Origin of the sequence: Mesorhizobium sp. M2E.F.Ca.ET.209.01.1.1 (assembly GCF_004010375.2) — a bacterium.
GTDB lineage: Bacteria > Pseudomonadota > Alphaproteobacteria > Rhizobiales > Rhizobiaceae > Mesorhizobium.
Genome location: NZ_SADP02000008.1, coordinates 42593 through 57824, shown reverse-complemented (window position 1 = coordinate 57824; position 15232 = coordinate 42593). Strand labels below are relative to the sequence as shown.

Sequence of the window (15232 nt, the reverse complement as noted above, 5' to 3'; positions counted from 1 at the left end):
ACCGACATTCAGGTGAGGCCGGCCTGCAAATGGAGGCTTCTGCGCTTCCGTCTCGGCCTGACCTGAATCTCGGCACAGCTTGCCAAGCGTGCTTCAGATCAGTGCCATGATGAAACAGGCCATCGACACAATGGCGGTGACGGTGCGGACGTGGTTCCACATCACCCATTGGCTGAGATGGTTCGCCCACACTGCGGCGCCGTTGGCGCTCTGCGGATCGACGGCGGCTAAAGCGTCGTTGAGCGGAACGTTGAAAACCATGGTCACGAGCGGATTGCCGACGAAATAGATCACGGCGCCGGCAAGCAGCCAGTACGAGCCGGACTGGCTCCAGCCGAAGAAAACGGCGGCAATCAACACCAGGCAGATGAGGCCGGTGCCGAACAGCGCCGTCATGAAGGTCGGCGTGATCACCGTGACGTTGATCGAATTCATCGCCGCGATGCCGCTTGGGACAGGCAGCCGGGCAAGTGCTGCCATGACGAAATTGGAAAAGGCGAAGAACACGCCGCCGACCACGCCGGAGCCGATCGCGGCGATGAAGGTGAGGGTCGGAAGAAGTTTCATCATCTCAGTTGCTCCAGAGGCCGGGTTTCGATCAAAATATGAGTAATCCTCACATTTGCAAAATGTGATAAACCCTCGTATTTTGTGAGTCAAGCCGGTTTTCGAAAAACCGTCCGGAGAGAGCCATGGATGAAAAAGTCACCGCCAAGCCGGGCCAGGCCGCTATCGCTTCGCCGCGCCGGTCGCCGAGCCAGCAGCGCAGCCGCGAGCGGGTCGAGCGGATGCTCGCCGCCGCCTCGGCGCTGATTGCCGAGCAGGGCAGCGATGCCATGCGCATGGGTGAGGTGGCGGAGCGCGCAGGGGTTTCGATCGGCTCGCTCTACCAGTTCTTTCCGGACAAGCGGGCGATCGTCTGGGCGCTGGCCGAGCGCTACACGGCGGAAAGCCAGGCCTGTATTTCGGCGGCGCTGAAGGACGTCGGCGACGTCGAAGGCTTCAAAAGTGCGTTTTCAGAGCTGGTCGACATCTATTACCAGCTGTTCCTGGCCGAGCCGGTGATACGCGACGTCTGGTCGGGCACGCAGGCGGACAAGGCGCTGCGCGAGCTGGAGCTCGCCGACAGCCGCGCCAATGCGGAATTTTTGGTCGCGGTGCTGAAGCGGCTGAGGCCCGATGCCGATCCGGTCGAGCTGGAGACGACGGCCTTCCTCGTCTGGCAGATGGGCGAGGCGGCCGTGCGGCTGGCGATCTCGGTCGATCGCGAAGAGGGCGACAGGCTGGTTGAGGCCTACAAGCGCATGGTGCTGAGGGAATTGGTCGGCGGGTAGGAACGATTTCCGCAGCGTCGCAAGGCTTGGGTTCCTCGCCCCCGCCAAGGGCGGGGGAGAGGTGTCCGCGAAGCGGACGGAGCGGGGGCCTTCGTAGGGCGCTCCCCTCTCCGTCTCGGCTTCGCCGAGCCACCTCTCCCCACTTCGTGGGGCGAGGAACCTTGAACTTTCAAGCGCTGGCGCTGCCCCTCATCCGCCCTTCGGGCACCGGCCCTTCGCTGTCGCTTCGGGCGTTCGTCGTTCGAAAAGCCAAGCAATTGGCTTTTCGTCCGCTGCGCGGACCACTCCTCACCCCCGTTGAACGGGGAGAAGGAAGAAACTTGGCCACAAAAAAACCCGCCTCGAAGGCGGGTTTTTCGAATCCTGCTGATGTATCCGGCTTAGAGGCCGAAACCCTCGAAGCGCTTCTTGAACTTCGACAGGCGGCCACCGCGGTCGAGCAGGGTCTGCTGGCCACCGGTCCAGGCCGGGTGCGTGGTCGGGTCGATGTCGAGGTTCATCGTGTCGCCTTCCTTGCCCCAGGTCGAACGGGTCAGGTACTCGGTGCCGTCGGTCATGACGACCTTGATGGTGTGGTAGTCGGGATGGATAGAGGCCTTCATTGTCTTATGTCCTGGCTTGCCGGCGCCGGTGACGGGCCAAAGGCCTGCGTCGATGCGCCCCTTTTTAAAACTCGAAGCCGCAGCTAATGAAAAGCCACGGCTTCTAAAACGGTCGGCGAGCCTATACATCAGCCGGAATTGAATCACAAGGCCGCGGCAAGCGCATATTGAAGCGCGGTATTGGCAAGCGGCCAGAGGAAACGCTCATGGCGGATATCGGTGCCAGTGGAGACCAGCGCAGGCGCTCGGTCCGGCCGCTGAGGAACCTTTTCCCCTATATCACGCGCTACCGGAAACTGGCGGTCGGCGCGATCCTATCGCTGATCGTGGCCGCGGTGACCACGCTTGCGTTGCCGATGGCCGTGCGGCGCATGATCGATCACGGCTTCCAGGCCTCGGGCTCCACCTTCATCGCTGAGTATTTCGCGGCGCTGGTCGCGATGGCAGCGCTGCTCGCGGCAGCTTCGGCCAGCCGCTACTATTTCGTCATCACGCTCGGCGAGCGGGTCGTAGCCGACATCCGCCGCGACGTTTTTTCCCATGTCACGACACTGTCGCCGGCATTCTTCGATCGCGCGCATTCGGGCGAGATCGTGTCGCGGCTCGCCGCCGACACGACGCAGGTGAAGTCGGCGGTCGGCGCCACCGCCTCGGTCGCGCTGCGCAACCTCATCCTCGGCCTCGGCGCTGTGGCGATGATGGTCGTCACCAGCCCGAAACTTTCCGCCCTGGTGATCGCGGCCATTCCGTTGATCGTGCTGCCGCTGGTCGCTTTCGGCCGCTCCGTGCGGCGCAAGTCTAGGCAGGCGCAGGATACGCTCGCCGAAGCCACCGCCTATGCCAGCGAGCAGATCGGCGCGGTGCGCACGCTGCAGGCCTTCACCAACGAGAAGCTGGTAACCGGCCGGTTCTCAAGCGCCGTCGACGCCGCCTTCGAGGCGGCGCGGGCCTCGGTGTTCGCGCGTTCCTTCCTCACCTTCTTCGCCATCTTCATGATCTTTTCCTCGGTGGTGGCGGTGCTGTGGTTCGGCTCGCGCGACGTGCTGGCCGGCACGCTGTCGCCGGGCACGCTCAGCCAGTTCCTGCTCTATTCGGTGTTCGCCGCTGGCGCGCTCGGCGCCTTGTCGGAGGTGTGGAGCGAGTTGTCACAGGCGGCGGGCGCCGCCGAGCGGCTGACGGAGATCCTGGCCGAGACGCCGACGATCCAGCGGCCGGTCGATCCTCAGCCGCTGCCGGCCACGGCCAAGGGCGCGATCAGCTTCGACGACGTCTCCTTCTCCTATCCGGCGCGGCCGGACCGCGCCGCCGTGCATGGGCTGAGCTTCCAGGTGAAGCCCGGCGAGACGGTGGCGATCGTCGGGCCTTCGGGCGCCGGCAAAAGCACCGTCTTCTCGCTGATCCTGCGCTTCTACGATCCCGAGACCGGGCGCATCGTCATCGACGGGGTCGACCTGCGCGAGGCCGATCCGGCCGCCATCCGTGAGCGCATCGCCATCGTGCCGCAGGACGTCACCATCTTCGCCGCTAGCGTGCGCGACAATATCGGCTTCGGCCGGCAGGGCGCCGGCGAGGCCGAGATCGAAGCGGCGGCAAAGGCAGCCCTTGCCGACGAATTCATCGCCAGGCTCGACAAGGGCTATGACAGCCAGGTCGGCGAACGCGGCGTGACGCTGTCGGGCGGCCAGCGCCAGCGCATCGCGATCGCCCGCGCCATCCTGCGCGACGCGCCGATCCTTCTGCTCGACGAAGCGACCTCGGCGCTCGATGCCGAAAGCGAGACGCTGGTGCAAAGGGCGCTGGAGCGGCTGATGCGCGGCCGCACCACCATCGTCATCGCCCACCGTCTGGCAACCGTGCTCAAGGCCGACCGCATCCTCGTCATGGAAGGCGGACGCATCGTCGAGGAAGGCACGCATCAGAGCCTGGTCGCCAAGGGCGGCATTTACGCGAGGCTCGCCAAGCTGCAGTTCGAGACGGGCGCCAGCGCCTTCAAGGGCGCGGCGGAGTAGCCCCGCCGCATCCTGTTGGTCTTTAACCGCTGCGCGTCAGTTCCCGTAGCGCTTGCGCAGATGCTCCGTGAAGTAGGCTGCGTTCAGCTTCTCTGCGGTGGCGCGATCGAGCAGCTCCGGCGTCGACCAGCGCGAGCCCTGCGACCAGATCTTTGCGCGACGCCACTCGTTGATGGCGCTGAAATCGCCCTTGGCGAGATCCTCGTCGGCGGAAGGATGCTCCCTGGTCAAAGCCGCCCATTGCTGCGCCGCCATCATGGCGCCCAGCGTGTAGGAGGGGAAATAGCCGAAGGCGGCGCCCGGCCAATGCACGTCCTGCATCGGCCCGTCGGCCGGGTTGTCGATGGTCGAGAGCCCGAGATAGTCGCGCATCTTGGCGTCCCATGCCTCGGGCAGGTCGGCGACCTCCAGCCGGCCGGACACGAGCTCCTGCTCGAGCTCGTAGCGCAGGATGACGTGCAGCGGGTAGGTGACCTCGTCGGCATCGACACGGATCAGGCCGCGCTCGACATGGTGGACATGCGGCAGGATGGCGTCGAGCGACCAGGCTTCGCCGAGATGTTTTTCGACCACCGGTAGCGCCCAGCGCCAGAAGGCCGGGTTGCGGCCGATCTGCTTTTCGACGAACAGGCTCTGGCTCTCATGCACGGCCATGCCGCGCGCCTTGCCGAGCGGCCAGTGCGACCAGGTTTTGGGCAGGTTCTGCTCGTAGAGCGCATGGCCGGTCTCATGCAGCACGCCCATCAGCGCCGGCAGGAAATCGGTGGTCTTGTAGCGGGTGGTGATGCGCACGTCGGTCGGCACGCCGCCGCAGAAGGGATGGTGCGACACCGACAGCGAGCCATGGGTGAGGTCGAAGCCGACCGCCGCCATCATGGCAAGGCCGAGCTCGCGCTGCTTGTCGATGGCGTAGCTGCCCGACAACGGCTTCAATGGGTGCTTCGCCAGCCGTGCATCCTGCACGGCTAGCGCATGCGGCAGGAAATCCTTCAGGAAGGCCTTCAGCTCGGCAAACACCGGCGTGATGTCGGCGGCGCGGTTGCCGGGATCATACTGCTCCATCAGCGCGTCATAGGGAGCGAGGCCGAGCGCCTCGGCACGCAGCGCCGCTTCCTCGCGCACCAGGGCCACGACGCCTTCCAGCGCCGGCAGGAAGCCCGCCCAGTCGTTCTTGGCGCGCAAGCTCCGCCAGAGCTGCTCGGAGCGCATGCGCGCCACCGTCTGGCGCTCGACGAATTCGGCCGGCAGGCAGGTGAGGTTGGTGTATTGCCGGCGCAGTTCCCTGACGGCCGCCTGCTGCTCTTCGCCGAGCGGCTCGGCTTCGGCGGCGGCGATCCAGTCGCCGATCTCGGGTGCTGTCGCCTGACGATGCAGCATCCCGGCAAGCGAGGACATCGCCTCGGCGCGCTTTTCGCCGCCGCCGACGGCCATATGCGTTGCCTCATCGGCACCGAGGATGGCGAGCGCGTGTTCCAGCGCTTCGAGCTTGTGGCCGAGTTCGTCGAGTTTCTGGAAGGACATGGATGGATCCCAGCTTCAATTTGGCTGGCGCGAAAAGATACCAAGGCATCGCGCTTGGCAACCCTGCCCGGTTGGGATGGGATCAGCCATCTTGCCTTGTGACATGACTGCGTGATCAATGCCGGGAACAAATCGCTGGAGGGGACGATGATCGGCAATATACTGGTCGGGCTGGTGGCGCTGATCCATTGCTATATCGTCTATCTGGAGATGGTGCTTTGGGACACGCCGCGCGGCCGCAAGGCGTTCGGCCTGACACCGGAATTCGCCAGCGCTTCGAAGGTGCTTGCCGCCAATCAAGGGCTTTATAACGGCTTCCTCGCCGCCGGGCTGTTCTGGGGCCTCTATCTCGGCGGCGCCGGCTTCCAGGTGAAGATGTTCTTCCTGCTCTGCGTCGCGATAGCCGGCCTTTACGGCGCGGCGACCGTCGGCCGCAAGATCCTCTACATCCAGACGGTGCCGGCGGTGCTTGCCATCCTCGCTCTCTGGTTCGGCCTGTAATCGGACACCGATCGAAAAAGGACGCCCTCGGGGCCAGGTCCCGCGAGCGCCAGGTGGTCCCATTCGTTCCTCCGAAGACGTCAGCCGTTCGGATAGTTTCCGCCGTCCGAGCCGTCGCCCATCATGAAACCGCTGCCGGTGTCGTTCATCAGTCTCTGGTCGACATTGTCGAGGCGGCGCAGCAGCTCATGATATTGCGCGGCGGGGATGCGGCCGTGATCCGAAGCCGCGACATGCTCGGCGGCCTGGCTGATGCGCGCGGCGCGCATATGCAGTTGCCGCGCTTCCGCGGCCGAGATGTTGTTTGCTTCGCGGGCGTCCGTGATGCCCTGGTTCACACCCTGGATTTGCTCGATCAGGCTGGTCACGCGCGGGCCGGTGAAATCGGTTGGATCGCTCGCGTCGAGCGCCCCCTTGTGATGCCCGGCCGCGTGGGCGCCGGCGAGCGGGGCGGCGATCAGAGTCGCGGCGAGGGTTGCAGTCTTGAGTGATGTTGAAGCGCGCATGGCGGCGCATCCTCCTGCCACGGAAGGCCGCGGTCGTGCCGCCAGCCTTCCGACGTTCCAGGCCGTCCGGTTCCGTCGCGTCGCGATGGGAGGCATCGCCGGCGGTTCCCGGCCCTACGCGGCAAACTAGGTGCGTCGATTGCCGATGTGTAATTAAAAAAAGATAATCTTTTCAGGCCTTGCCGCCGGGACTTGGTGCTCTAAGTATTCAGCCGGCGAACAACTTCCCGTGACTTGGCGTGATGATAGTTCACCGTTCGGTGAGCTTCAGTTCAATGCGGCGGTTCTTGCTGCGCGCCTCGTCGGTATCGGCCGGGTCGAGCGGCTGGAACTCGCCGAAACCGGCGGCGACCAAGCGGTTGGCCGGCACGCCGTTCTCGATCAGGAACTTCACCACCGAGGTGGCGCGCGCGGTCGACAATTCCCAATTGTCGCGGTAGCGGCCGGTGCCCGACAGCGGCTTGTTGTCGGTATGGCCGTCGACGCGCAGCACCCAGCTGATCTCCGGCGGAATTTCCTTCTGCAATTCGATGATGGCGTCGGCGAGCTTCTTCATCTCGACCTTGCCGGCGTCGTTGATCTCGTCGGAACCGGTCGGGAACAGCACTTCCGACTGGAAGACGAAACGGTCGCCGACGATACGGATGTTCTCGCGATCGGCGAGGATCTCGCGCAACCGGCCAAAGAAGTCGGAACGGTAGCGGTTGAGTTCCTGGACGCGCTGCGCAAGTGCTACATTCAGGCGGCGGCCGAGATCAGCGATCTTGGTGTTGGAGTCGCGGTCGCGCTGCTCGGAAACGTTGAGCGCGTCTTCCAGCGCGCCGATCTGCTTGCGAAGCGCCGCGATCTGCTGGTTGAGGATCTCGACCTGGCTCAGCGCCTGCTGGCTGATCTGGCGCTGGTTGCTGAGCTCGCCGGAAAGCTGGTCGGCCCGCTTGTTGGCCGCATCGCCGGCGCCGGCGCCTTGGTCCAGCAATTGCTGCAGACGACTCTTTTCCGTTTCCGCCGCCGACAGCGAAGCCTGCAGGTTGGCGAGCGTATCTTCCTTGTCCTGGCTGTTCGAGCGCTCCAGCGCGAGCAGTTGGGTCAGCTCGTTGATCTGCGAGTTGAGGCGGTTGAGCACGGTGTCCTTGCCGGAAATCTCCCGGCTGAGCAGGAACTGCGCCAGCACGAACACCGTCAGCAGGAACATGATCGCCAGAAGCAGCGTCGACAGCGCGTCGACGAAGCCCGGCCAGTAGTCGATGCGGCGGTCGGCGCGCCGTCTTGCCAGCGCCACGTCAGTGGACCCCTTGCTTCTTCAGCGCGTCGGCGATCTTTTCCAGCGTGTTGCGCATGGCTTTCTGCTCGTCGGACTGGGCCTCGACCCAGTCGCGCATGATCTGCTGCTCGGAGCGCATGTTCTTCACCAACCCCGAGATGCCGTCGGCAAGATTGGCCATGGCGGTGGCGACGCGCGGATTGGAGCCGCCGCCATTCTCCTGCAGGCTGCGCAGCCGCTCCGACAGAAGTCGGATGTCCTCGGAGGATTCTGTCTTGGCCGTGTCGGAGACCACGATGTCCGACGACAGGTCGGTGACCGAGGACAGCCAGTTCTCGAGCTCGGTGTAGAAACGGGTCTGGGCGCGGCCGGCCTGCAGGTCGAGGAAGCCGAGCACCAGCGAGCCGGAAAGGCCGAACAGCGAGGACGAAAACGCGGTACCCATGCCGGCGAGCGGCGCCGACAGGCCTTGCTTCAGCGCATCCAAGACAGCCGCGGCATCGCCGGTGCCGGGGTCCAGCGCCTCGATCGTCTCACGGATCGAGGCGATGGTGTTGAGCAGGCCCCAGAAGGTGCCGAGCAGGCCGAGGAACACAAGCAGGCCGACCAGATAGCGCGAGGTGTCGCGGCTCTCGTCGAGGCGGGTGGCGATGGAATCGAGCATCGTGCGCATCGAGGAGGTCGAGAACGCCATCGAGGACGAACGGCCGATCATCGCCTTCATCGGCGCCAAAAGAACCGGCTCGGTGGTTTCGGAGCCGGCGCGGAAGGAATTGACCCAGCGCACCTCGCGAAACAGCCGCCCGACCTGCGTGAAGGCAAGCAGGATGCCGACCGCCAGCACGCCGACGATCAATCCGTTGAGGCCGGGATTGCTGGAGAAGGCGGTGGAGATCTGGCGGGTGAGGATGGCGGCGATGAAAGCGACGATGATCAGGAAGATCATCATGGTGAGCAGGAACACCTGCGGGCTCGACAGCTTGTGCGGATCGTAGATCAGGACGTCCGATCGCCTGCCGAAGGATCTTAGAAAAGCCATCCGTGCCCCGTTTCCGATGCCACCGCCGCAGAATTGCCGCGACTCTAAACGGAATTGTGACCAAATTGAATGGCGCTTTGCAATATCGCCTATGCTTGCCTGTTCTGGCGCAATTCCGAACGAAAACCGCTACACACTTTTCCTGGAATTGCTCCAGGGCTTAGAACCGGTTGACGACCAGGCAGTCGACCATGGCCGCGAGATGCAGGCCGGCGCCGGTGACGACGAAGCCGTGCCAGACCGCATTGTGGAAGCGCAGGCCCTTCCAGGCGAAGAAGATGACGCCGCAGGAATAAACGATGCCGCCGGCGACAAGCAGCGCGATCGAGGCGGTCGGCAGCGTCTCGACCAGCGGTCCGGCCAGCACGACGCCGCTCCAGCCGATGGCCAGGTAGAAGACGATGGCCAGCCGGTCGTAGCGGCCGGGCAGGAACATCTTGATGGCGATGCCTGCCAACGCGGCGCCCCACACGACGATGATCATGGGCACGGTGAGTGCCGATGTGTGAAGCTGCGCGAGGAAGGGCGTGTAGGTGGCGGCGATCAGCAGATAGATCGCGGCGTGATCGAAGCGGCGCAGGATCCATTTCGCCGGCCACGAGACCGGCCACAGGTTGTAGGCCAGCGATACCGAGAGCACGGTGAGCAGCGACACGACATAGAAGACGGCGGCGACATATTCGCCCGGGCCGGAATGGAAAGCGGCCAGCGCCAGGAAGGCCGAACCGGCGGCGATCGCAAGCACGATGCCGACAGCGTGGACGATGCCATCGGCGATCATCTCGGCGCGCGAATAGTGCCAGCGCCCCACAAAGGGGATCTCAAGCCTCGTATCTGCGCGCGCGTCGTTCATGAATGATCCTGCAGACCCTAATCTGGGCGGTCGCGGACCAGTATTTCAAGCTTCCGTTGCGGTTTTGCGACTGCGCCGCCGCGCGTCCTTTCGACGCTGCAGCACTTTAATTTGCGCACTAGCCTTTCCGAGAATCGATTCCGACTTTCGGACTAAGGGCGTCAGCGCGACTTGCCGGTCAACGAGGTGACAGCGGCTTCTTCACGGTCTTGAGCAGCGCGCGCTGGATGAGCTCGTTGCCGGCAACGACCTCGCCATTGTCCAGCATATCCTGCGCGCCATCCATGTCGGAGACGAAGCCGCCGGCTTCGCGCACCAGAAGGATGCCGGCGGCGATATCCCAGGACGACAGGCCGGTTTCCCAGAAACCGTCCATGCGTCCGGCCGCGACATAGGCGAGATCGAGCGCGGCGGAGCCCAGGCGACGAACGCCGGAGACTTCGGCCATGACGTTGCGAAGTTCGATCAGGAAATTGCCGTGCTGGCCGCGGCCGAGATGCGGCACGCCGCAGCCGATTACCGCGTCGGTAAGCTTGGAGCGCCCGGCAACGCGCAGCCGGCGGTCGTTCATGAAGGCGCCGCCGCCGCGCTCGGCGGTGTAGAGCTCGTCCATCGCCGGATTGTAGACGACGCCGGCAACGACCTGGCCCTGGCGCTCGAGCGCGATCGACACCGAGAACAGCGGGATGCCATGCAGGAAGTTGGTGGTGCCGTCGAGCGGATCGACGAGCCAGCGGTGCTGGGCGTCCTCGCCTTCGACGGCGCCGCGCTCCTCCATCAGGAAGGCATAGCCCGGCCGCGCCTTGGAGAGCTCAGCAAAGACGATCTCTTCGGCCTTGCGGTCAGCCTGGCTGACATAGTCGCCCGGTCCCTTCATCGAGACCTGCAGGTTCTGCACCTCGCCGAAGTCGCGCGACAGCGAGCGGCCGGCCTTCATCGCGGCCTGGACCATGACGTTGAGGAGAGCGGAACGCGCCATTTTTTCTTCCTGGCTTTTTCTTCCTACGGGCCGGCGCTTAGTCCGCGCGGCGCATATAGGTGATTTCGTTGGTGTCGACGATGATGCGCTCCCCGGCCGAGATGAAGGGCGGCACCAGAACGCGGATGCCGTTTTCCAGAACGGCCGGCTTGTAGGAGGAAGCGGCCGTCTGGCCGCGCACCACCGGATCGGCCTCGGTGACGGTCAGCGTCACCTGGTCGGGCAGCGAGATGCCGATCGGCCGCTCTTCATAGAGCTGCACCGTAACCATCATGCCGTCCTGCAGGAAAGCGGCGCGCTCGCCGACGAAGTCCTTGGCCAGTTCGAGCTGCTCGTAGCTTTCGGTGTCCATGAAGACCAGCGCGTCGCCCTGCTCGTAAAGGAAGGAGAAGTCCTTGAGGTCGAGCCTTATTTGCTCGACGGTTTCGGCCGAGCGGAAGCGCTCGTTGAGCTTGGTGCCGTTGATCAGGTTCTTCAACTCGACCTGGTTGTAGGCGCCGCCCTTGCCGGGCTTGACGGTGTTGGTCTTGACCGCCACCCACAGCCCGCCATCGTGCTCGATGACATAGCCGGGACGGATTTCATTGCCACTGATCTTGGCCATGTTAAACTGATCCGGAATGAGATTTTCTGGCGCGGGTCGCGCTTCGGCGCCTCCAAGACCACAAATTGCACATAGTGGCAAGGGCGGGGGGCCCAAGCGGTCGCCGCGGCGACGCGCTTCAAGGCAGGCGATTTGCCTTTTGCAGCGCCTGCTTGGTCTGGTCGTCGTCGAGGCCCTGCAGGAAATCGTCCATCTGCGGGTCGATCAGGCCGGCGCGGCGGGCGACGATGTACCAGGCGCCGGCGAGGATCAGGTCGGGGTCCGTGCCGATGCCGCCCATATAGAGCTTGGCGAGGCGGTTCTGCGCGGCGACATTGCCGCCTTGCGCCGCCCGCCTCATCCAGGCGAAGCCGGATTTCAGGTCGCGCTCGCCACCGCGCCCCTCGATCATCCAGGCGGCGAGATCGATCTGCGCCGTGTCGTAGTTCTGCCGCGCGGCCTGCGCCAGCAGCATGCGCGCCTGGGCGTCGTCATGGGGCTTGCCGCCGGCGCCATTGGCATAGAGCTGCGCCATCGCATATTGCGCGTCGGCAAGGCCGGTGGCGGCCGCGCGTTCATAGTAGACAGCCGCTTTGGCTAGCCCGGCATCGCCGGGATCCTGCTGGACAAGCAACTGGGCGAAGTTGAATTGCGCAAGCCGGTTGCCAGCCTCGGCCGAGGCCTGCATCAGCGCGAAGGCGCCCTTTTCGTCCTTCTTCACATAGCGGCCGTCGAGCAGCATCAGCGCATATTGAAACTGTGCCTCCGGCACGCCCTGTTCGGCGGCCAGCCCATACCATTTTGCGGCCTCGGCCGGATTGAGCGGCACGCCCAGGCCGCGCGACAGGATTTCGGCCACCAGCGTCTCGGCCGCCGGATCGCCGTTCTTGGCGCGCTCCACGGCAAGATTGTAGGCCGTCTTGTAAAGGCCGCGCTGGAACGCGCCATAGGCGGCGTCCGGCTGCTTGGCTCCAAAACGGTCGGGATTGACGGTGTCGGCCGATGGCGGCGTCATGGTGGCAGGCTGCGGCAAGGTGTTCTGGATCGGCTTGTCGATATGCGGATCGCCGCCGAACCTGCTCGCATCCGGGGCGCCGGTGTCCGGCGTGGCTGTGTCCGGTTTACCCGTGCCCGTCGTGCCCGCGTCCGGCTTGGTCGCATCCGGCTTGGCTGCGTCGGGCGCGCCCTTGTCCGGCGCACTCGTCTCCGGCCGGGGCTGGGGCAGAGGCACGGTTTGGGCCGCGCTCGCCGTTTCGCCCGGCCAGCAAGCCGGAGCCAGCAACCCGGCCAGGACGGCCAGAGGAACCACACGCAGGCGCATGTCAGTCCTCGAAACGCGGCGCGGTTTCATCGAGCAGCGCGTTGGCGGCGGCGATCGCCGCCGCGGGATCGCGCCCATCGGCGAAGACGGCACTGGACAGGGCCACGAACTCGGCGCCGGTCGCGGCCACCGTCTCGACGGAAGCAAGCTCGGAGCCGCCCATGACGATGCAGGGGATCGAGATCATCTCCGCCCACCATTCGCCGAGGGCGAGGTTGCGGTGATGTGGCTCCGGCTTGTTATCGTAGCCGAAGCGGCCGAAGAACATGTAGTCGGGCCGCTCTTCGCCGAGCTCCAGCGCTTCGTCGCGCGTCTTGGCGCCGCCGGCGCCGACCATCATCTTGCCGGCCAGGCGCTCGATCGTCTCGGCAAGCTCCCGCGGCTTTGCCTCGACATGGATGCCGTCGGCCTGGACGCGGCCCGCGATGCGGCTGTCGCCGGCGATGATCACGGCGATGCCGGCGCCTTGAGCGATCGGCACGATCCGTTCGGCGAAGGCCTGGAAGGAGGCGTCGTCCATGCCGTTGTCGGGCAGGATCAGCGACGCGATGTCGCCGCCCTCGAAGGCCGCGCAGATATGCTCGGCCGGTACGAGCGGCGGCGCGATCAGCACGATGCGGCAGCGATTGGGCGGGGTTAAATCGTTCATTGGCCTTCGATCCCGGTTTCGCCTATGCCGGGCGAAGATGGTTGCATTGCGGCATAGAGCAAAGCGCAGGGTTTGAACAGGCTGGGCCGCGCAGCGGCGCGGATTGGGTTCAACGCCTGCTGTCGTGTCTCGTCTTCATGACAAGGTCAAACACGCGCCGCGGATCCTGGATCCCGATAAATTGCGGGACCGGGTCAAGAGCCGGAAACCATCCGGTCATCCTTGGATAGCCGGAGAGCGGATAGCCCGACGCAGCCGCTCCGAAACGCAAAGTGCCTCTCGTCGCGGTTTCCCCCGTCAGTTGAACATCGGGAATGCGGTCGAGGTCGATCGACGTGAAATTGGCGGATGGAGCCCGGCGCATTATGAGGATGCGCTGGTTCGTGACGGCGTAATGTATCCGCCGCCTCAACCATGCATCGAATATAAACCTGCCGAAAACGAAAAACAGCCCGATACAGACGAACATCGCGCCCCAGGCGTCGAAGAACAACGGCGCGCCCTGTTTTGTCGCCATATAGGTCCAGAAAATCGCGAAGCCGCACCAAAGCAGGCTGAATGGTATCAGGAAGATATCGCGACCTGAGAAAAGCAGACCTTGTGCGGGGATTCCGCTCCACAAAATGCGCTCATGCGGCAACAGCCGACCTTGAAGAAGCTGATTTTCCACGCCGCCCCACCACTTTGCACGGCTCATTTCATCGCATAAGTGATGCGGACAGAGAAGGGCGGACATGGCGCAGAACATTTGCGACCGGCGGGATTTCTTCGAAGGCGATAGTTCGCCTCGGTCGCCCGGAGGGTGCCAGCCAGATCGGCGGGACGCTGGGATAGATCGGCGAGGGGTGCCGATGGTGAACCGCTCTATCCCTTTGTCTTTACGCAATTCCGGTCGGAAAATCGCTCACACTTTCCTGGAATCGCTCCAAATTGACCCGTCCGGCAGGCTGAAGACGGCGCACGGTCTGACAATTCCGCGCAATTGGTGTTCGCCCAGCGGGACCAGGGGCGTCGAGGTTTCCGCCGCGACAGCGCCGGAGATCAGGACGCTCCGTCCAAGCGGCCGGCACAGGCCTTCGAGCCTGCTGACAAGGTTCACGGCCGGGCCGATCGCGGTGAAATCCAGACGGTCGGCCGTGCCGACATTGCCCCACACCATGTCGCCGATGTGGAGCGCCATGCCGAACTGCAGTTCGGGCATGCCCTGTCCGGCGCGGACCTGATTGAGCTGCGCCATTCCCGCCCGCGCCGCACCGATCGCGCGCAACGCTGCCTCGCAAGCCTCTGAAGCCGAGCGCTCGCCGACAGGAAAGATCGCCAGCACGCCGTCACCGATGAATTTCAGCACCTCGCCGCCAAAGGCGTGAACGGCGCCGGCGATGCGGTCGAAGCTGGCGTTGAGCGCCGCCACGACCTGCTCGGCGTCCGTCTCTTCCGACAGGGCGGTAAAGTCGCGCAAATCGCTGTAGAACAGGACCGCGCGGATTGTCTCGCCAACCTCGCGCCGCGAACGGCCGGCCAACACCTGCGCCGCGCTGCGTTGCCCGAGATAGGCCTGAAGCAGGGCCGACAGCGTCGACCTGGCGGCGAGAGCGGCAAGCGGCGCGACGGCGAAGCGCGCCACCTGGTCCAGTGTTTTCGATTCGTGCTCCGCGAGGGGGCGTGCCGCGGCCCAGTTCAGTTTTGGATTCCCCGATTGCGCATCCTCGCGCTCGGGGCCAACCGTGTAATCGTGCACGACACCGGTTCCCAGTCCTGCCAGCCATTCGCGTCCGAGATCGCCCTCTCCGGTTCCAGGCATCATGCCGGCGCCAAAACCCAGCGCCTCCATGACGACGCCTGTCTCGGCCCGCCACAGCCAGGCGCGGCGCGTTATGATCGGATGCGGCGCGGCGAGCGTCAGGGCTCCACCGGCGAGCGGCAACCCGTCGTCGACTAGCCGCGCGCCGAGCGTGGCTAGAAAATCATCCAGCTGGACGGCGCCGCCGGCGCTGTCGACCAGCCAGGCGAGAGTTGAAGAAAGCCGCATCGATACAATCATGCTTCGGCGTTCCGTCGTTGTCACCAGCGCGAA

16 protein-coding genes are annotated in these 15232 nt (G+C 64.8%); 3 read left to right on the top strand and 13 right to left on the bottom strand.

Going from position 1 to position 15232, the window contains the following annotated elements; translation table 11 throughout:
• Nucleotides 1–93: 93 nt before the first annotated feature.
• Complete coding sequence (locus tag EN852_RS16505) at nucleotides 94–570, bottom strand: DUF1772 domain-containing protein (protein ID WP_127876158.1); 477 nt, start codon at nucleotides 568–570, stop codon at nucleotides 94–96.
• 122 nt (nucleotides 571–692) lie between these two features.
• Here EN852_RS16505 and EN852_RS16500 point away from each other — a divergent pair, with 122 nt between their 5' ends.
• Nucleotides 693–1334, top strand: coding sequence for a TetR/AcrR family transcriptional regulator (locus tag EN852_RS16500; RefSeq protein WP_127876157.1), 642 nt, complete (start codon nucleotides 693–695; stop codon nucleotides 1332–1334).
• Between the two features lie 380 nt (nucleotides 1335–1714).
• On the opposite strand, the gene rpmE is transcribed toward EN852_RS16500, so the two are convergent.
• Nucleotides 1715–1936 carry a 50S ribosomal protein L31 gene (gene rpmE, locus EN852_RS16495; RefSeq protein WP_095816661.1) on the bottom strand — a complete coding sequence of 74 codons (222 nt, stop codon included), beginning with the start codon at nucleotides 1934–1936 and terminating at the stop codon, nucleotides 1715–1717.
• Nucleotides 1937–2142: 206 nt separating this feature from the next.
• Here rpmE and EN852_RS16490 point away from each other — a divergent pair, with 206 nt between their 5' ends.
• Nucleotides 2143–3945, top strand: a complete 1803-nt coding sequence (locus EN852_RS16490; RefSeq protein WP_127876156.1) for an ABC transporter transmembrane domain-containing protein — start codon at nucleotides 2143–2145, stop codon at nucleotides 3943–3945.
• A gap of 36 nt (nucleotides 3946–3981) precedes the next feature.
• Here the strand turns inward: EN852_RS16490 and EN852_RS16485 are convergent, their stop codons facing one another.
• Complete coding sequence (locus EN852_RS16485; RefSeq protein ID WP_127876155.1) at nucleotides 3982–5466, bottom strand: carboxypeptidase M32; 1485 nt, start codon at nucleotides 5464–5466, stop codon at nucleotides 3982–3984.
• A gap of 147 nt (nucleotides 5467–5613) precedes the next feature.
• On the opposite strand from EN852_RS16485, the gene EN852_RS16480 reads away from it, so the two are divergent.
• Nucleotides 5614–5967, top strand: coding sequence for a DUF1304 domain-containing protein (locus EN852_RS16480; RefSeq protein WP_127865562.1), 354 nt, complete (start codon nucleotides 5614–5616; stop codon nucleotides 5965–5967).
• A gap of 80 nt (nucleotides 5968–6047) precedes the next feature.
• Here the strand turns inward: EN852_RS16480 and EN852_RS16475 are convergent, their stop codons facing one another.
• The 10 genes from EN852_RS16475 to EN852_RS16430 form a co-directional block, all read right to left on the bottom strand.
• The gene (locus EN852_RS16475) at nucleotides 6048–6473 is read right to left on the bottom strand and encodes a hypothetical protein (RefSeq protein WP_127865563.1); all 426 of its coding nucleotides are present in this window, start codon (nucleotides 6471–6473) and stop codon (nucleotides 6048–6050) included.
• 250 nt (nucleotides 6474–6723) lie between these two features.
• Nucleotides 6724–7752, bottom strand: a complete 1029-nt coding sequence (locus EN852_RS16470; RefSeq protein WP_127876154.1) for a peptidoglycan -binding protein — start codon at nucleotides 7750–7752, stop codon at nucleotides 6724–6726.
• A gap of 1 nt (nucleotide 7753) precedes the next feature.
• Nucleotides 7754–8773: a MotA/TolQ/ExbB proton channel family protein gene (locus EN852_RS16465; RefSeq protein ID WP_127865565.1), complete on the bottom strand. Its 1020-nt coding sequence runs from the start codon at nucleotides 8771–8773 to the stop codon at nucleotides 7754–7756.
• Between the two features lie 160 nt (nucleotides 8774–8933).
• On the bottom strand, nucleotides 8934–9626 hold the full coding sequence (locus EN852_RS16460; RefSeq protein WP_127876153.1) for a hemolysin III family protein: 693 nt from the start codon (nucleotides 9624–9626) through the stop codon (nucleotides 8934–8936).
• Between the two features lie 178 nt (nucleotides 9627–9804).
• On the bottom strand, nucleotides 9805–10605 hold the full coding sequence (locus EN852_RS16455) for an inositol monophosphatase family protein (protein ID WP_127876152.1): 801 nt from the start codon (nucleotides 10603–10605) through the stop codon (nucleotides 9805–9807).
• Between the two features lie 37 nt (nucleotides 10606–10642).
• Nucleotides 10643–11209, bottom strand: coding sequence for an elongation factor P (gene efp / locus EN852_RS16450; RefSeq protein WP_042645720.1), 567 nt, complete (start codon nucleotides 11207–11209; stop codon nucleotides 10643–10645).
• A 118-nt stretch (nucleotides 11210–11327) separates the two neighbouring features.
• Complete coding sequence (locus tag EN852_RS16445) at nucleotides 11328–12509, bottom strand: tetratricopeptide repeat protein (protein ID WP_246694311.1); 1182 nt, start codon at nucleotides 12507–12509, stop codon at nucleotides 11328–11330.
• A gap of 1 nt (nucleotide 12510) precedes the next feature.
• Nucleotides 12511–13158, bottom strand: coding sequence for a thiamine phosphate synthase (locus tag EN852_RS16440; protein ID WP_127876151.1), 648 nt, complete (start codon nucleotides 13156–13158; stop codon nucleotides 12511–12513).
• 109 nt (nucleotides 13159–13267) lie between these two features.
• Nucleotides 13268–13855, bottom strand: coding sequence for a PH domain-containing protein (locus EN852_RS16435; protein WP_127876150.1), 588 nt, complete (start codon nucleotides 13853–13855; stop codon nucleotides 13268–13270).
• 207 nt (nucleotides 13856–14062) lie between these two features.
• Complete coding sequence (locus EN852_RS16430) at nucleotides 14063–15187, bottom strand: adenylate/guanylate cyclase domain-containing protein (protein ID WP_127876203.1); 1125 nt, start codon at nucleotides 15185–15187, stop codon at nucleotides 14063–14065.
• Nucleotides 15188–15232 lie beyond the last annotated feature (45 nt).

Coding starts and splice junctions, on each gene's coding strand:
- EN852_RS16435 (WP_127876150.1), bottom strand. CDS start 13,855: ATGAGCCGTGCAAAGTGGTGGGGCGGCGTGGAAAATCAGCTTCTTCAA.
- EN852_RS16465 (WP_127865565.1), bottom strand. CDS start 8,773: ATGGCTTTTCTAAGATCCTTCGGCAGGCGATCGGACGTCCTGATCTAC.
- EN852_RS16500 (WP_127876157.1), top strand. CDS start 693: ATGGATGAAAAAGTCACCGCCAAGCCGGGCCAGGCCGCTATCGCTTCG.
- EN852_RS16480 (WP_127865562.1), top strand. CDS start 5,614: ATGATCGGCAATATACTGGTCGGGCTGGTGGCGCTGATCCATTGCTAT.
- EN852_RS16490 (WP_127876156.1), top strand. CDS start 2,143: ATGGCGGATATCGGTGCCAGTGGAGACCAGCGCAGGCGCTCGGTCCGG.
- rpmE (WP_095816661.1), bottom strand. CDS start 1,936: ATGAAGGCCTCTATCCATCCCGACTACCACACCATCAAGGTCGTCATG.
- EN852_RS16455 (WP_127876152.1), bottom strand. CDS start 10,605: ATGGCGCGTTCCGCTCTCCTCAACGTCATGGTCCAGGCCGCGATGAAG.
- EN852_RS16485 (WP_127876155.1), bottom strand. CDS start 5,466: ATGTCCTTCCAGAAACTCGACGAACTCGGCCACAAGCTCGAAGCGCTG.
- EN852_RS16505 (WP_127876158.1), bottom strand. CDS start 570: ATGATGAAACTTCTTCCGACCCTCACCTTCATCGCCGCGATCGGCTCC.
- efp (WP_042645720.1), bottom strand. CDS start 11,209: ATGGCCAAGATCAGTGGCAATGAAATCCGTCCCGGCTATGTCATCGAG.
- EN852_RS16475 (WP_127865563.1), bottom strand. CDS start 6,473: ATGCGCGCTTCAACATCACTCAAGACTGCAACCCTCGCCGCGACTCTG.
- EN852_RS16440 (WP_127876151.1), bottom strand. CDS start 13,158: ATGAACGATTTAACCCCGCCCAATCGCTGCCGCATCGTGCTGATCGCG.
- EN852_RS16445 (WP_246694311.1), bottom strand. CDS start 12,509: ATGCGCCTGCGTGTGGTTCCTCTGGCCGTCCTGGCCGGGTTGCTGGCT.
- EN852_RS16430 (WP_127876203.1), bottom strand. CDS start 15,187: ATGCGGCTTTCTTCAACTCTCGCCTGGCTGGTCGACAGCGCCGGCGGC.
- EN852_RS16460 (WP_127876153.1), bottom strand. CDS start 9,626: ATGAACGACGCGCGCGCAGATACGAGGCTTGAGATCCCCTTTGTGGGG.